Genomic DNA, 16,384 nt, shown 5'->3' on the forward strand with positions numbered 1-16,384 from the left:
GCGCGAAGAAGCTTCTTGCGGACAGTGCTTACACGGGCCAATTTGCTGTGTTGATGAGCCAACTTGACCGAGTAGTATTTGAGTGCCCTAGCCGTCCGCCGGATCAGCGGGGTTTTGTCGTCGAAGCGAAGCGTTGGGTGGTTGAAAGAAGCTTCGCCTGGATGAATTTCTTCCGTCGAATCATCAAGGATTACGAGCGAACGATAGAAAATTCTGTAGGCTTTATTCTTATGGCTAATATTCAGATGGTTATATCGTCACTAGCCGCCGACGGCCCCTGAAATTTTTAGACATGCTCTAAATCGTAAATCCAAAAATTGTAAATTCTCCTGGGTCGAGTGATGAATCACTGAAAGAGGAGGGAAACGATTTATGATTGGCAAATTACCATTTACAAATTACCATTTGCCGTCGTCGGAGGCGGGTAGATTTACGATTGGCAATTTCAGATTTACAATATGCGGTCGTGTCAGGCAGCGTCGGGCGACGGCCAAAATGGTAAATCGTAAATCCAAAAATTGTAAATGGTAAATTGAAAACTCCTCTGTTCGGGCGCCAAATGGGCCGGAGGAAAATTTACGATTGACTACTGGTGATTGACAATTTGCGGTCAGGGGAGAGAGCTCCGCGAGGACGGCCAAATTGTAAATTGAAAGTGGTAAATCCAGCAATCGTAAATCAAAGTAGCCCGTAGGGGAATCGAACCCCTCTTACCAGGATGAAAACCTGGCGTCCTAACCGATAGACGAACGGGCCAAAATAATTCTGCTTGCAAGGTACAGTTGGCGGTCGATGGAAATGGATCCGGCGACGGACAAATGGTAAACTGTAAGTCCAGAATTGGTAAATCAAAGTAGCCCGTAGGGGAATCGAACCCCTCTTACCAGGATGAAAACCTGGCGTCCTAGCCGATAGACGAACGGGCCATATTAGTTTGCAAGGGATGAAGTTGACGGGTCGCGTAAATTTCATCCACCGGCGTTCCGGCTTTTGCGGTGGCAAAGATACTTAGTTGAGGGAAAATCGCAAGGAATTTCGGAGAAAAATCAATCAGGAGCCTTCTCCCTGCGGCCGTTCCTGGCGACCAAGCGTGCTGCGCAGGCGCTCAAGCCGGTCCCGCAAGGCCTCAGCCTGTTCGGCCTTGCTGCTGCTGGCGGCGCTGTTGCTGAGCTCTACGATGGTGTCTAGCTGAATGGTATCCTGTTCGATGCTGAAGCGGGTCTCTTCCACGGCTGCCTCATCATCGAAGTTGGTCCGGCGCAGTTCGCGCAGCTCCCGCCGTCGGGCGGCCATACTTTCCACGAGTCGGTGCCGGTCGAGGAGCTCGCGCAACTTGACCGCGCACTCGGAGAAAAAACTCGCCTTGGCGTGGCGCAGGCTGAACTCCGCTTCCAGTTCCTTGATGATGGCCTGGGCTTTCGCTACCTCCGCCTCGTCGGCGGCCGGGTTACGGGCGAGGTCGTCGCGCAGGGTGGCAATACTTTTCAGAATCCGTTCCCCCTCATCGCGGAAGCCTTCCTCGCGCCGACGGCAATCGGCCAACCGTTCGGACACCCGCCGGGAAAAATCAGACTCCGCACCGCCCTTCTTGCCCTTTTTACCAAAAAGGTCAGTGAGTTGGTTGCCGAGCAGAAAAAAGCCGACGGTAGCGCCGATAGCAAAGGCCATAAAGGCCATGGGTGGATGGATGCGGAGCAGCAGGAGCAGACTCAGAAGGGCCGCTCCGCCAAGGAGAAGAAGTCGCGTCAGGTCGTTTCCTTGTTCCGGTTTCATGCATAGCAAACTGTTTTTCGGCGGTGGTAGTTGCGTACTATTCGTATAATTGCCAGCAGGAGAACCTCCACCGTAAACCATTAACTATGATCGCAGCAATAGTAGCCTGTTTTGTCATCGGTTACATCGTAATCGTTTTCGAACACCCCCTCCGTCTTGACAAAACAGTCCCTGCACTGCTTATGGGTGCGATCTGCTGGGCCTTGCTCAGCCTCGGTTACAACGCGGGGCTGCTGGAGATCGTCAACACCGAGGGCGAGGTTTTCAATATGTATAACAGCCTCAGCGGCGATGCTATGGAAGTGGGCCACGCCGGTGCCCACGAAGTAGCCGAAGAGGGCTTCGTCGGGGCTCTGTTGCACCACCTAGGTAAAACCGCCGAGATCCTGATCTTCCTGATCGGCGCCATGACCATCGTGGAGATCGTCGACCTGCACCGCGGTTTCGACATCCTTAAAGGCTGGGTAAAGACCCGCTCGAAGCGCCGCCTGCTCTGGATCGTGGGCGGACTGGGCTTCATCCTCTCGGCCATCATCGACAACCTCACGGCCACCATCGTACTGGTCACCCTGCTGCGCAAGCTGGTGCCGGACCGCGACCAACGCATCTGGTACGTAGCCCTTATCGTGATCGCGGCCAACGCCGGTGGCGCCTGGTCGCCCATCGGTGACGTAACGACCACCATGCTGTGGATCGGCAAACGCGTCAGTACGGCCGGCCTGATGGAGTTCCTGATCGTGCCCTCCCTGATCTGTTTTGCCCTGCCATTCGCGGTGGCCAGCTTCCTTAAGCCCTTCCAGGGAGAAATCAATATGGTGGAAGTCGACGAGGACGACGAAGAGCAGGGTCGCCTGCTGTCCAGCAAGACAATGCTGTTCCTCGGCCTGGGGATGATCGTTTTCGTGCCCATTTTCAAGACCATCACCCACCTGCCCCCCTACCTGGGTATGATGCTGAGCCTCGGTGTCGTCTGGCTGGTATCGGAGTACATCCACCCCGAAGAGGACTTTACCGAAGAGCGAAAGGTGCAGTACTCGGCCCATAAGGCCCTGAGCCGGATCGAGATGTCCTCCATTCTGTTTTTCCTCGGTATCCTCATGGCCGTTGCCGCCCTGGAGACCGTGGTCGTCAACGGAGTAGGTGCCCTGCGGGCCGTAGCCGAAAGCCTGCGCGCCGTAATCCCCAGTGAGGATGTGGTCATCATCATCCTCGGATTCCTCTCGGCCATTATTGACAACGTACCGCTGGTTGCCGCCTCCATGGGCATGTACGACCTGCAGAATTACCCCATCGACGCCCGCCTGTGGCACTTCATCGCCTACAGTGCCGGTACCGGCGGCAGCATGCTCATCATCGGTTCCGCCGCCGGCGTGGCCGCCATGGGCATGGAGCGCATTGACTTCATCTGGTATTTCAAGAAAATCGCCTGGCTGGCCATGATCGGCTTCGCCGCCGGTGCCGTCGCCTTCATCATTATTGAGTCGGTGTTCAACATCGGCGTGACCCACTAACGCTCCCTCCGCTTGCTGCGACTGTCCTGCCTTTTCCTGTTATCCCTTCTATTCCTCCACTGCGAACGGGAAGACGACCTGCTGTACGGCGAATGGCGCGGTAGCCTGGTGACCGAAGACGGCGACAGCCTGAAACTTGATCCCCGGGAGATCACTTTCGACTTCCGGCCGGACAATCGCTACGAGTTCACCTCAACGCTGCGGTACCAGGAAGCGGGTACCTGGCGGTACGACGACGGATACCTCTTCGCCCAGGATACCACCCAGCCTACCAACCCCGAAAGGGTAGTGTCGGTGGAGAAGCTCACCCTGGATACCCTGATACTGCGTATGAAAGCCGACTCAGCCGAGCGGCTCGTGACCTTACTCCGCACCAGCGCTCCGCCGCCACAGTAAGCTGCTGTCGCCGTAACTGAGGAAACGGAAATCGTGCGCCAGGGCGTGATTGTAGATCCGCCGCCAGTCTTCCCCGACCATCGCGGCCACGAGCAGGAGCAAGGTCGACCGCGGCTGGTGAAAATTGGTGATGAGCCCGTCCACCACCCGCGGCCGCACGGCCGGCGTGAGCAGCAACTGGGTATAACCACTGAAGGTATCCCGGCCTTCCTGTTGCAGATGTTCCAGGAGGGCGGCAAGCGCGGGTGCCACATCCCGTTCCGAGAAGCGGGCATCGCTGGCTACCCACTGGTCGAGTGAATCACCCGCCGCTTCTCCGCAAAGCAGGCGGGCACCGAAGTAAAACAGACTTTCCAGGCAGCGCATGCTAGTGGTGCCGACGCTCACTACAGGCCGGCCGGCGGCGATTTGATCGTGGAGAGTCCGCAGCAGCGCGCGATCTACGCTGAAGTACTCGCGGTGCATGACGTGGTCGCCCAGGGTATCGGAGGTAACCGGCTTGAAAGTGCCTGCGCCGACGTGGAGGGTGAGGGTGCGGAACGCGCTACCGCCTTCCCTGAGCCGGGCCATTACCTCGGGCGTGAAGTGCAGGCCGGCGGTGGGGGCAGCCACCGACCCCTCCTGCTCGGCGAAGACGGTCTGGTAGCGGTCGCGATCCGCGGCCTCGGCGGGGCGGCCGAGATAGGGGGGCAGGGGAATGGAACCGGCGGCTTCCAACACTTCCCCGAAACTCAGGGGGCCGTCCGCGCGCCACGAAAAGGTGATGCGAAAGGTATTGTCCAACCGGTCCCCACGCGTAGCGGTGAGCCGGCATTCCAGTTTCCCCACCCACACGCGGGCCTCGATCCGGCCGCTTTTCCAACGGCGGTTGCCGCCCACCAGGCATTTCCATTCGACCGCTTCGGTGCTGCCGAGTGAGCGGGCGTAGTCGGCCGGGTCTAGTGGCTCGAGGCAGAATATTTCCAGGGGGCGCCCGTCGGGCAGCGTGAACAGCAGGCGGGCGTGGATGACGCGCGTCTGGTTACCGATGACGAGGGTGCCGGCCGGAAGGAGTTCGGGTAGTTTCGCGAAGCGGTGCGTATCGATACGCCCTTCACGGTAGTGCAACAGTTGGGCCTGCGCACGGTCGGGCAGGGGATAGCGGGCGATGCGTTCGTCGGGCAGGGAGTAATCATAATCGTCGATGCGCAGGGCGCGGGCGTCCGGAGTCATGGCCGCAAAGGTAGCAGTAGGGTCGCTTTTTGTGGATGGGGCGCGCGGCGGCGGGAAAACTCCGTCCACTTTATCGGCACGTTGATCGAAAAGGCCGGGGGCATGCACAACCCATTGCGTTACTTGTGGCCTTTACCACGGTACATCTTTAATCTTTCGGTATGCCTAATTTTCTGAAGCTTCTACTCGGTTCCTGCCTGGGCACCCTCCTGGCCCTCGTTGTTCTGATTCTCATCGGCTCCGCGATCGTGGGCGGAATCGCCGCCAAAGGTCAGGACAAACCACAGGTAAGTCAGAATTCTATCCTGACCATCGAACTGGATGGTCTGCCGGAACTTACGGGCAACGTAGCCGAAAGCGACATCTTCGCTTCCCTGAACGGTGAAGAGAAACTGGGGCTGCACGACATCATCCGCGCGATCGAGCACGCCGCCACCGACGACGATATCAAAGGTATCTACATCGGTAAGGAGCCCAGTGGGGTACCCTTCACCACCTTGCGTACCCTGCGTGAAGCCATCCGAGGCTTCAAGGAATCCGGTAAATTCGTGGTGGCGTACTCTCCTTACTATACCCAGAGTGCCTACTACCTCGGCAGCGTGGCCGATGAAGTGTACCTCGGCCCCCTGGGCGTAGTGGATTTCCGGGGACTGGGTGCCGATATACCCTTCTTCAAGAACGCCCTGGACCAGGCGGGCATCAAGTTCGAGATCTTCTACGCCGGCGATTACAAGAGCGCCACGGAACCCCTCCGCCGTACCGAAATCAGTCCGGAGAACCGCGAGCAGACCAAGGAATTCCTCAACGACCTGTTCTCCGTAATGCTGGAGGACATCAGTGCCTCCCGCAACGTTTCTACCGCTCAGCTCCACGCCGCGGCCAGCAATATGACCGGCTGGAAAGACCAGGAAGCGGTGGACGCCGGACTGATCGACGGCATCCGCCACCGCACGGAAGTAGACGAGCTCCTGCACGACAAGGTAGGCTTCGACTACGACGAGAAACTCAAGCTCATTGAGTTGTCCGACTACTACGCCGCCCGCCTGAATCGACTCGAGGGTGGCGACGACGAAATTGCCATCCTGGTAGCCGAAGGCGGCATCGTCGACGGCGACGGCGACCTGGGCAGCATCGGCGACCGGAAGTACGTCAACGAGATCGAAAAACTGGCCGAAGACGACGACGTACGCGCCGTGGTGCTGCGCGTCAACAGCGGTGGCGGCAGCGCCAGCAGCAGCGAAAACATCTGGTACGCCGTCGAAAAACTCAAGGCGGCTGGCAAGCCGGTGGTCGTTAGCATGGGCGATTACGCCGCCAGCGGAGGATACTACATCTCCGCGGCCGCCGACAGCGTCTTCGCGGAACCCACTACCATCACCGGTTCGATTGGGGTCTTCCTGACCTTCCCCGTGATCCGCGAACTGATGGAAGACAAGATCGGCATCAGCTTCGATACCGTAAACACCGCCGCGAATGCCAACGCCTTCAGCCCCTTCCGCGAAATGGGAGAAGACGAACGGGCCCTGCTCAATCAGCGTACGCAGTCCATCTACCAGACCTTCCTATCGCGCGTGGCCGACGGTCGCAACCTCCCCGTCGAGAAGGTGCGCGAAATTGCCGGTGGCCGCGTCTATAGCGGTACCCGGGCCCTGGAAATCGGTCTGGTGGACCGACTCGGCGGACTGGAGGAAGCCATCGCCTCCGCTGCTCACCTGGCCAATATGGAAGACGATTACTCCATCGCCCACTACCCCAAGGTGAAACCCTACTGGGAAACCATTCTCGAAGAACTGATGGGGGAATCGGACGACAACCGCGTCGTGAGCAAAGTGCTCAAGGACCAACTCGGCGAATCCTCCTATCGCCACTTCGAACTCATCCGCGACCTCACCCGTCTGCAGGAACCCCAGGCCCGACTGCCTTTGATAGTCACGTTTTAGGTCAAGAAGTAGTAGGCTACCGTTCCCTAGAATACACTCACGTAACCCAGGTGGACCTTGGGGGCACCCAGGTCCAGAGGCGCGGTATTCGTGCGTCCTAGGGCCAGGCTCAGGGCGAACAGCCCGGCACGGGTATCGAAGGTGACGCCACCGCCGAAACCCAGTGGGTAGTCGATCGGTACCGTGGGGCGCGAGGCGGTTCGGGCGTTCAGGCGGGCGCCATCGGCGAAGGCGAAGAGGTAGGCGCGCTCACCCAGGAGCAGTCGGAACTCGGCGGTAACCACCTGGTAGTCGGTCGCGAATAGTTGCTGCTCGTCAAATCCCCGCAGCAGGCGGGCCCCGCCGATCCTGAATTGCTCATTGGCCAGGACGGAGCGGTTGGTCAGTAAAGCCCGGCCGCGAAAGCCGAGGTACACCACCGTCCCCGGGAATGGATCGAAGAAGAAGTCCAGCGCACCGCTCAGCTGATACTGCGTACTCCGGGCGGAGAGGCTGTCGGCCACCTCTCCCACGAAGTTGACGTCGCGCAGGCGGCGGAAGCCGGCGGCCGCGCTCAGGTCCACGACGTAGCCGTTGCGCGGACTGAAGCGGCGATCCGTGCGGTTGCGCCTGAGCTGCAGTCCGAACAGCGACCGACTCACGCCCAGGGTGTCGGGCAGTAGTCCGTTGACCAGCCGGGTGCTGTCGAGGCCCGGCACGAGGGTGCGCCGCTGCTCCCAGAAGGCCGATACCCGGTCGTTGCCCTCCCGCAGGTAGGTAGCGGCCAGGTGCCAGCCGAGATTGAGGAAAGAGGTATCGCGGCGGTAGAGTTCCAGTTCGCCCTCAAATCCAAACGGCAGTCCGAGCAGAAAAGGATAATCCACCGCCAGCTGCAGTTCCTGGGTCTGCGGTTTGAGTTGCTCGAAGCGGGCGGCGATGCGTTCGCCCTGGCCGAATCCATTATATAATTCCCCGTTCAGCTCGCCGGTGATGAGGAGGCGGCCGGTCTGGTTGCTGTTGGGCAGTACCCCGATCACGAAGTCGAACCGGCTGGCCGGCCGCCGCTCCAAGGGCAGGTCGATAAAGGCGAGGCTGTCGCGAAAACTCACCGTCGGCTGCCCGGTAACGCTGAGATAGGGCAGTTGGGCCAGGCGGCTGCGCAAGCGCCGAACACGGCGCTGACTATACAATTCGCCGGGCACCAGGCCCAGGTACCGCTCGACGAATACACTGCGCACGCGCACGCTTTCCGGGACGCGGACGTCGCCGATCAGGATACGTGGCCCGGTTCGCACGTCAAGGGTGGCCGAGAGGGCACCCGGTGCGGTCCACTCGATGTCCGTCAGCCCTACGGAAGTGAAAGGGTAGCCCTCGGCGGCGGCGCGGGCGATCAGGGTATCGCGTACGCCCGCCCACGCCTGCGGCGAGAGGGGGCGTCCACGGGCGAAACGGCGGTCGCGGTAGCCGGCGCGGCGGGCCCAACGTTCCACGTCGGGATCCTCGGGAAGGTGGAGGGCCGTCCACACGTATTCCGGACCGCGGTGCAGTACAGCCGTCAATTCCCGCTCTCCGGTGGCGTAAAGGCTGTCGACCGAAGCTTCCCAGCGGGCGGATTCCAGCTGGCGTTGCCGCCATTCCTGCAAATAGGCCGCGATGGCCAGGGAATCGGTGAAGCGTCCCGGCAGCCGGTCGTCGAAGGAGAAGTCGGTGGAATTAACGCGCAGGGTCCAGGATCCCGGCACCTGCGTCCGCGCCAGAAGGGGTAGCAGGAGGGGGAGGAAAAAAAGTAGCGCACGCATCAGGGCTGCAACGCTCCGCTCCGCCGCCTTAGCGTATGGGCGATATTGGAAAGCAGGGCCATGACGGCCAGTAGCCCCGCTACGCGCGCTACGATGTCGCCGAACCGGACGTAGGGCGTGACTGCCGCGTTGAGCTGCAGGCTGCCGTTGAGGTAGCCGCGCTCGTCGTAGTAGGTACGGCTCTCGATGTGCCCCCGCTGGTCGATGAAGGCGCAGGCACCGAGATTGGCGGATCGCACCACCGCCCGACGGGTTTCGATGGCGCGCAGGCTGGAAAACCAGAGGTGCTGCCGGTGCCCTGGGGTATCGTCCCACCAGCCGTCGTTCGTCATCACAAAGGCCGCCTCGGCCCCCTCGCGCACGTAGCCGGTGAAGTATTCCCCAAAGACACTTTCGTAGCAGATCACCGGGGCCACCGCGGCCGGTCCGCCGGTGAAGGGAGTGCGCGTAGCCTGGGTACCCAGACCTGCCACGCTGCCGCCCAGGCTGTTGACCAGGGGCTCCAGAAAGAACAGCGCCTTGCGGAAGGGGAAACTTTCCGCGCCCGGAACGAAGACCCCCTTGCGGTAGGTCTGTACCTCGGCCGGGGTGGAGGTACTTACCTGCACCGCGCCGTTCAGGGCTTCGAGGGCAATTTCGCCGCCGTCCGCGGCGGGGTAGTAGCGCACGGCATCGGTCACCGGTTCGCCGGGATCAAAGCGGCGGTAGGAACTGACTCCCGTAACCAGGTAATCTACCCGGTCGGCGGACAGCTCGCGCAGGAAGGAGGCCAGGGCGGGGGCCGCCAGGGGATCCGTTTCCTCCACGCTGCTGAATGTGGTCTCGGGCAGCAGCAGGTAATCTACCGGTCCTTCCACGGCATTCAGTGCTTCCGTGGTCAGTTGCTTCAATACCCGGAGCTGCTCTTGCACGGGCAGGTTGAACTTCTCGAAGTGCGGCTCGAAATTGGGTTGAATGGCACTGACCGTAATGCGCTGACCCGCCGGCGGTGTGTAGGTTGCGTAGCGCAGCAGGGAGGCCGCCAAAGGAACCACGACCGCCAACGTGAGGGCGTAGGGGAAGGGGCGGGGCCGCGGCCGGAGCAGGTAACGCAGCACGAGCCAGTTGACCGCCAGGATCCATGCGCTGCCACCGAGCACACCGGTGATCTCGTACCACTGGATGAGGGCGGGAAACTGCGCCAGACCATTGCCGAGGGTCAGCCAGGGCCAATTCAGCGACCAGTTATAGTGAAAATGCTCGAAGCTTACCCAGAAGACGATCAGCGAGAGGTAGCTCACCTTGGGCGATACCCGGCTGGTCCAGTGAAATAGCAGCCACGGGATGCACATCAGCAGGCTGTTCACTACCACGGCGAAGAGCCCGGCGAAAAAGGCTGTGTTCGTCACCCAGAACGTGGCCAGGATATTGTAGAGTAGAAAGGCGTTGAAACCGTGCCAAAACACCAGGCGCGTGCTCCGTTCCTCCCGCTGCAGCAGGAGCAGGGGCACCCAGGCCACAAACAGCAGTATCGGAAGCGGCAGGTAGCCGGGAAAACCGAGTCCAAGCAGCAGTCCGCTACCCGTAGAGAGGAGGAGCCGGCGGCGCGCGGGTGCCGGGGCCCGTCGGCTCACGAGCAGGGCGGTTCCGGCCCAGGCCGACAAGTACAGCAGCAGGGGGAGGTAGCCCCAGAGTTCCTGTTGCTGGGCCCGGGCATACATCAGGTAAGCGGTCATCGCGGAAAGCAGCAGGCAGCCGATGGCGTAGGGTGTGCGGGAGCGCATGGCGGCAAAGATAACCTTACTTCCGGCTGGCCATCACGTCGCGCAGGATGCCGAGGGAGTTGATCTCGCGCATCCCCTCGATGTGGTGGCGGTAGTAGCGCATGAGGTCGGTAAGGAGGCCGGAGCGTTCCTCCCGGGTGGTCTGGACGTCCGCCAGGCCCGCGCGGTCGGCGTGGAGCAACCGGTACATGAGGGCGGCCCGCTTGTCGTCAAGATATTCGGTGTGCCCGGGGAAGCCACCAATGAATCGACCCTCCTTAAGGTCGAACAACGGCGTGGCGGTGGTATGCTCGCCGGAAGGCAGGAAGCCGAGGTGGGTGGTGAGTTCCAGCAGGAAGTGGAGGTGTATATTCTGGATGGGTCCCGTGGTGGTGTCCAGAAAGGCAAAGGCGTCGAACAGGAACTGGAACAGGGCCGTATTCTCCTCCGATTCGCGGATGCTGTTGCGGGCCACTTCCAGCATGAAAAGCCCGATCGTACCCCGCTCTACCTCGAAAGGAATCCGGGTGTAGATCTGGGCGGGCCTTACTTCCTTCATGCGCGTGAGCTCCTTGCCCGGCCGCTCGTAGGCGATGATGTCGACCAGATTCATCAGCTGCAGTTTGCTAGCCGGGGTAGAACTGCGCGCCTTGCGTACGCCGCTGACGATGTACTTCCGAATGCCCCGCTCCTCGGTGTATACCTCCAGAATAAGGGACGACTCCCCGTATTTTGTGGACCGAAAGATGATGCCGCGGGTTTTCAGGAGCATAGGTCAGGGGGTCAGGGGGTCAGGGGGTCAAGGAGTCACGGGGTCAAGGGCGTTACGCCTATCCCTCGCTTCGCTCGGGCAAGGTAAGGGGTCATAGGGTCAAGGTCGTAGCATTCATCCCTCGCTTCGCTCGGGCCGGGTTTAAGGAGTCAATGGGTCAAGGTATCAAGGGGTGAATGACATCGCGCTTATTCCTCACTTCGCTCCGGGCTGGGGCAATCAACACCTTGCCTCACCCACCCAAGCGAAGCGAGGGGTAGATGCAGTGCAATTGACACCTTAGCCAATTGAAACCTTAGCCCCTTGAACACCCACCCGAGCGAAGCGAGGGGTAGCTGCAATGCAATTGACCCCTTAAACAATTAACACCTTAGCCCCTTGAACACCCACCCAAGCGAAGCGAGGGGTAGCTGTAGTGCAATTGACACCTTAGCCAATTGAAACCTTAGCCCCTTGAACACCCACCGGAGCGAAGCAAGGGGCAGCTGCAGTCCAATTGACACCTTAGCCAATTGACCCCTTCACCTAAAGCGTGCCGCGCAGCTCCTGTTCCCGTTCAATAGCTTCGAAGAGGGCCTTGAAGTTGCCTTTGCCGAAGCTGGTAGCACCCTTGCGCTGGATGATCTCGTAGAACACCGTGGGGCGGCTGCCGATGGGGCGGGTGAAGATCTGGAGGAGATAACCTTCGTCGTCGCGGTCGACCAGGATGCCGAGTTCGCGCAGGGGGTCTACGGATTCGTCGATCTTGCCGACGCGGTCGAGCAGGTCATCGTAGTAGGTGGCGGGTACGCGGAGGAACTCTACGCCGCGGTCGCGCAGTTTGGTGACGGTTTCCACGATGTTGTCGGTGGCGACGGCAATGTGCTGGATGCCGGGTCCGCCGTGGAATTCGAGGTACTCCTCGATCTGGGATTTTTTGAGGCCGGGGGCCGGCTCGTTGATCGGGAATTTGATGCGTCCGTTGCCATTCGACATCACCTTGCTCATCAGGGCGGTGTACTTGGTGCTGATGTCCTTGTCGTCAAAGCTGATGAGCTGCTTGAAACCGAGGACGTCGGCGTACCACTGTACCCACTTGTTCATTTGTCCTTCGTCGACGTTGGCCACCATGTGGTCTACGAACTTGAGGCCAATGCTCTCGGGGCGGTACTCCGGCTCCCAGGCCACGAAGCCGGGCAGGAAGACGCCGTCGTAGGCCGAGCGCTCCACAAAAACGTGTACCACGTGGCCGTAGCTCTTCACGGCCGAGCGGATAACATGGCCGTGCTCGTCCTTTTCCTCGCGGGGCTCGAAGTACGCTTCCGCTCCTCGCTCAGTGGCGGTTTCGAAAGCGGCGCGGGCGTCGTCTACCCAGAGGGCTACGGTACGGACGGTGTCGCCGTGACGGTCGATGAGCTTACCGATATCGGTATTGGGCTTCAGGGGGGTAGTGAGCACCAGGCGGATCTTGTCCTGCACCAGTACGTAGGATTCACGGTCCTTCAGTCCGGTAGACAATCCGGCGTAAGCCAGCGGCTGGAAGCCCATGGCCGTCTGGTAAAAATGGGCCGACTGCCGGGCGTTTCCGACCAGCATCTCGAAGTAGTCGGTGCCGTTGATGGGGAAGGCATCGGTAGAAACGTCGGGCGTGGTGGAGGGGGCGGATTGGATCATGATCGTCTTATTTACTTGCTGTGACAACTATTGCAAACACAAATATAAGAATTGCGCGCCGGTTGCCTTCCCTAATTTACACATCTCTTTGTTTTCGCCAACGGCAAAGGAGGAAAGCGTCGGGTACTACACCCGGGCGGGAAGCAGGATCACATATTTTCGACAGCCCGACCGGGGATGACGTAATGCTATTCCGGTTCGAAGCCGAGAATGATGTTGAAGGTGCTCAGGTTACCCTTTTCGGTGAGGGCCTTGTTCTTGTCGAAGCCGTAGCCCCAGTCGAAACCGAGGGTACCGAACATCGGTAGGAATACCCTCGCGCCGAGGCCCACGCTGCGCTTGAGGTCGAAGGGGTTGAAGTCGCGGGAGGTCCGCCAGGCATTACCGCCCTGCGCGAAGGCCAGGACGAAGATGGTGCTCGACGGGTTCAGCGAAAGCGGGTACCGCAGTTCCACGGTGTACTTGCTGAAGATGGGCGTGGCGATCTTGCGTGAGCCGCCGCTTTCTGTAGTGATGAAGTTGTTGGGCAGGTCCTCGATCTCGTAGCCGCGCAGGCTGACGATGTCGACGCCGGCGAAGGCGAACTGCTGGTTGTTGACGCCGTCGCCACCGAGCTGGAAGCGCTCGAAGGGGCTCACGCCCACGGCATCGTCGTAGCTGCCGAGGTAGCCGATCTTGGCTTGTGTCTTGAGGATCAGCTTCTGGGTGATGGGGGTGTACCATTCGGCGTTGAGGCGCCACTTGTGATACTCGACGTAGCGGAAGCGCTCCTCGACGTCCTCGAGCAGGTTCGGGTTGTCGCGGATGCCCAGTTGGCGGTAGGGTGGGGTGGCCTGGAGGGAGAGCTCGATGTTGGAACCCTGTTTGGGATAGATCGGGTCGGTGGCCGTATTGCGCGACAGCGAGAACTGCAGGCTGAAGTTGTTGTAGTTGCCGGTGGTGACCTGCTCGTTCTGGTCGGTGGTGAAGAGTTCACCCCAGTTGTCGAGGGTCAGGGTCTGCAGGTTCAGGCCGGTGCGGAAGACGAAGTTGTCGTCCGGCCAGCGCAGTCGGGTACCGAGGCTGACGGCGGCCTGCTGGATGATCAGCTTGCGGGGCACCGTGCTGGTGCCGAAGTCGTACTTGTTGTAAAAGGCCGACACCGACAGCGAGGTGGGTCGCTTGCCACCCAGCCAGGGCTCGGTGAGGCTGGCGTTGTAGCTCTGGTAGAAGCGCCCGTTGGTCTGGGCCCGCAGCGAAAGGCGCTGTCCGTCGCCCTGCGGGAGGGGGTGCCAGGCTTCGCGGTTGAAGACGTTGCGGAGACTGAAGTTGTTGAAGGTTACGCCCAGGGTGCCGATCACCCCGCGGCGGCCGCCCCAGCCGGCACTGAGTTCCAGCTGGTCGCTGGGTTTTTCCTCTACGGTGTAGATGATGTCCACGGTACCGCGGTCGGGGTTGACGGGGGTCTCGATGCCGAGCGTTTCCTGGTTGAAGTAGCCCAGTCCGATAATCTGCCGCTGCGAGCGGATGATATCGGAGCGGCTGAACTTCTGGCCCGGGCGGGTGAAGAGTTCGCGGCGGATGACGTGCTCGTGCGTGCGGTCGTTGCCGTTGATGACTACCTTGTCGATGGTGGCCTGGGGGCCCTCGAAGATGCGCATTTCCAGGTCGATGGAATCCCCTTCGATGGCGACCTCGATGGGGTCGACGTTGAAGAAGAGATAGCCGTTGTCCATGTACAGGGAGGACACGTCGGCATTGTCCTGGCTGAAGCTCAGGCGCGTTTGCAGCTCCTCCTCGTTGTAGATGTCGCCGCGGGTGATGCCGAGTACGCGGGCAAGGGTCTCATCGTCGTAGATGGAGTTGCCTTTCCACGTGATGTTCCGGAAGTAGTACTGGTTGCCTTCGTTTAGGTTGATGTCGATAACCAGGTCGCCGTCCTCATCGCGGTAAACGCTGTCGCTGACGACGCGGGCGTCGCGGTAGCCGAGGGTATTGTAGTAGGCGATCACCGCTTCCTTGTCGGTCTCGAATTCGGAGGGGCGGAATTTGGAGCTTTTGAAGATGCGGCCCTTCTCGCTGGTCTCCTTCATTTGCTTGCGGAGCTTCTTGTCCTTGACGGCTTCGTTGCCGATGAAGTTGATGTCGGCGATCTTGACGCGGTCCTGCCGGTCGATGTCAAACTGCAGGCGCACGGAGTTGGGGCGGGTGGTATCGGGTATCTCCTCCACGGAAACGGTGGCGTCGAGGTATCCCTTTTCCACGTAGTAGCCGCGGATGGATTCGGCGGCGTTGACCTTGGCGTCCTCGGTGACGATGCCGCCGCGGACGATGTACTTGTTCACTTCCTCGTTGAGATCGTCGTGGCGGCTCTGCTTGGCGCCGGTAAAGTTGTGGCGCAGGAAGCGGGGGCGCTCTTCCACCCGAACGGTGAGGAATATGACGTCGCCGATGGTCTTTTCCTCCTCGATGGAGACGTTGGTGAAGAGGCGCAGGCGCCAGAGGTTGCGGATGGCGCGGGGAATATCGGGACCGGGAATGCGGATCTCCTGCCCCACGCTCAGGCCGGTAACGCCGATGATGGCGTTTTCTTCGGCGAAGTAGGCGCCTTCAATCTTGATGCCGCCGATCTCGTACTCCTGGGGTTCGCTGTAGTCGAATACGGGCTGGCCCAGGGTATCAGTCTGAGCGGAAAGAGTAGACCAACAGCCGAAGCAGACGAGGCAAAAAAGAAAAAAGCTAAATCTCATGCTAGTACGGTTTGCCGGCGGGGGAGCCGGCCGTCGGGGGTAAGGATAGAAACTAACGTTCAGGGGTTGGTCGCCTGCTTCAATTGTTCGCTCGTTTTGCCGAAGCGTCGTTCCCTTTGCTGGAAATCGACGAATGCGGCGTAGAGGTCGGGCTTGCGAAATTCGGGCCAAAATACGGGGCTGAAGTAGAATTCCGCGTAAGCCGCCTGCCACAGGAAAAAGTTGCTGAGGCGGTGTTCGCCGCTGGTCCGGATGATGAGTTCCGGATCGGGGTAGGCGTGGGTGCTCAGGCGGGCGCTCAGGGCGGCTTCGTCTACGGCTTCGGCCTGCATGCGGCCGGCGCCTACTTCCAGGGCCAACTGGCGGGCGGCCCGCGCCAGGTCCCACTTTCCGCTGTAGTTGAGCGCGAGGATCAGGGTCATGCCGTCACCCTGGCTGGTCTGCTCGATGCCGAAAGCCAGCGCATCGCGGGTGGCTTCGGGCAAGCCGGCGGTGTCGCCGATGGTCGCCAGGCGGATGCCGTTGTCGAGCATCATCTTCATCTCACTCCCGATGGTGTCGACCAGGAGTTGCATGAGGGCGCCGACCTCCATCTCGGGGCGATCCCAGTTTTCGGTGCTGAAGGCGTACAGGGTCAGGTAACCCACGCCGAGTTCGGCGCAGCCTTCCACGGTGGCCCGCACGGCCTCTACGGCGCTGTGGTGACCGAACACACGGGGCTTGCCCTGGCCCTGGGCCCAGCGGCCGTTGCCGTCCATAATAACCCCGACGTGGTGGGGCAGACGGTCCTTGTCAATTTGTTGCTTGAGCTCCTGCATAATTAAGGACGCGCAAAGGTAAGGGATTTAGTTTGGTCGGCCGGGGGGAGATTGGACGGG

The 16,384-nt window shown here is 60.6% G+C and carries 12 protein-coding genes and 2 tRNA genes; 4 read left to right on the forward strand and 10 right to left on the reverse strand.

The window, feature by feature from the left end:
* A partial coding sequence (locus E4021_RS18580) for a transposase (RefSeq protein ID WP_168797527.1) occupies positions 1-281 on the forward strand: 281 nt, incomplete at its 5' end.
* 403 nt (positions 282-684) lie between these two features.
* Here the strand turns inward: E4021_RS18580 and E4021_RS08360 are convergent.
* The 3 genes from E4021_RS08360 to E4021_RS08370 all read right to left on the reverse strand — a co-directional run bounded on the left by E4021_RS08360 (position 685) and on the right by E4021_RS08370 (position 1,773).
* Positions 685-756: transfer RNA gene (locus E4021_RS08360), tRNA-Glu, on the reverse strand.
* A gap of 98 nt (positions 757-854) precedes the next feature.
* Positions 855-926: transfer RNA gene (locus E4021_RS08365), tRNA-Glu, on the reverse strand.
* Positions 927-1,050: 124 nt separating this feature from the next.
* On the reverse strand, positions 1,051-1,773 hold the full coding sequence (locus tag E4021_RS08370) for a hypothetical protein (protein WP_136458309.1): 723 nt from the start codon (positions 1,771-1,773) through the stop codon (positions 1,051-1,053).
* Positions 1,774-1,859: 86 nt separating this feature from the next.
* On the opposite strand from E4021_RS08370, the gene nhaD reads away from it, so the two are divergent.
* Together nhaD and E4021_RS08380 are read left to right on the forward strand one after the other, a co-directional pair.
* Complete coding sequence (gene nhaD, locus E4021_RS08375; protein ID WP_136458311.1) at positions 1,860-3,284, forward strand: sodium:proton antiporter NhaD; 1,425 nt, start codon at positions 1,860-1,862, stop codon at positions 3,282-3,284.
* 12 nt (positions 3,285-3,296) lie between these two features.
* Positions 3,297-3,680, forward strand: a complete 384-nt coding sequence (locus E4021_RS08380) for a lipocalin-like domain-containing protein (protein WP_136458313.1) — start codon at positions 3,297-3,299, stop codon at positions 3,678-3,680.
* Here E4021_RS08380 and E4021_RS08385 read toward each other — a convergent pair.
* Positions 3,648-4,892: an S-adenosylmethionine:tRNA ribosyltransferase-isomerase gene (locus tag E4021_RS08385; RefSeq protein WP_136458315.1), complete on the reverse strand. Its 1,245-nt coding sequence runs from the start codon at positions 4,890-4,892 to the stop codon at positions 3,648-3,650. The genes E4021_RS08380 and E4021_RS08385 overlap by 33 nt on opposite strands.
* 161 nt (positions 4,893-5,053) lie before the next feature.
* On the opposite strand from E4021_RS08385, the gene sppA reads away from it, so the two are divergent.
* Entirely contained in the window at positions 5,054-6,832 is a 1,779-nt protein-coding gene (sppA, locus tag E4021_RS08390) for a signal peptide peptidase SppA (RefSeq protein WP_136458317.1), read from the forward strand.
* A 26-nt stretch (positions 6,833-6,858) separates the two neighbouring features.
* Here sppA and E4021_RS08395 read toward each other — a convergent pair whose 3' ends face one another.
* The 6 genes from E4021_RS08395 to E4021_RS08420 form a co-directional block, all read right to left on the reverse strand.
* Positions 6,859-8,610: a BamA/TamA family outer membrane protein gene (locus E4021_RS08395; protein WP_136458319.1), complete on the reverse strand. Its 1,752-nt coding sequence runs from the start codon at positions 8,608-8,610 to the stop codon at positions 6,859-6,861.
* Positions 8,610-10,373 (reverse strand): apolipoprotein N-acyltransferase, encoded by a 1,764-nt coding sequence (gene lnt, locus E4021_RS08400; protein WP_136458321.1) that lies wholly within the window; start codon positions 10,371-10,373, stop codon positions 8,610-8,612. The genes E4021_RS08395 and lnt overlap by 1 nt, the downstream gene beginning before the upstream one ends.
* 16 nt (positions 10,374-10,389) lie before the next feature.
* The gene (gene recO / locus E4021_RS08405; RefSeq protein ID WP_136458323.1) at positions 10,390-11,124 is read right to left on the reverse strand and encodes a DNA repair protein RecO; all 735 of its coding nucleotides are present in this window, start codon (positions 11,122-11,124) and stop codon (positions 10,390-10,392) included.
* A gap of 525 nt (positions 11,125-11,649) precedes the next feature.
* Positions 11,650-12,777 (reverse strand): 4-hydroxyphenylpyruvate dioxygenase, encoded by a 1,128-nt coding sequence (hppD, locus tag E4021_RS08410; protein WP_136458325.1) that lies wholly within the window; start codon positions 12,775-12,777, stop codon positions 11,650-11,652.
* Positions 12,778-12,965: 188 nt separating this feature from the next.
* Positions 12,966-15,506: an outer membrane protein assembly factor BamA gene (bamA, locus tag E4021_RS08415; RefSeq protein WP_136458327.1), complete on the reverse strand. Its 2,541-nt coding sequence runs from the start codon at positions 15,504-15,506 to the stop codon at positions 12,966-12,968.
* A gap of 59 nt (positions 15,507-15,565) precedes the next feature.
* A complete protein-coding gene (locus E4021_RS08420) occupies positions 15,566-16,324 on the reverse strand; it encodes an isoprenyl transferase (protein ID WP_136458328.1) in 759 nt (252 codons plus the stop codon).
* Between the last annotated feature and the right edge of the window lie 60 nt (positions 16,325-16,384).

It is taken from the genome of Neolewinella litorea (assembly GCF_004803465.1).
GTDB lineage: Bacteria > Bacteroidota > Bacteroidia > Chitinophagales > Saprospiraceae > Neolewinella > Neolewinella litorea.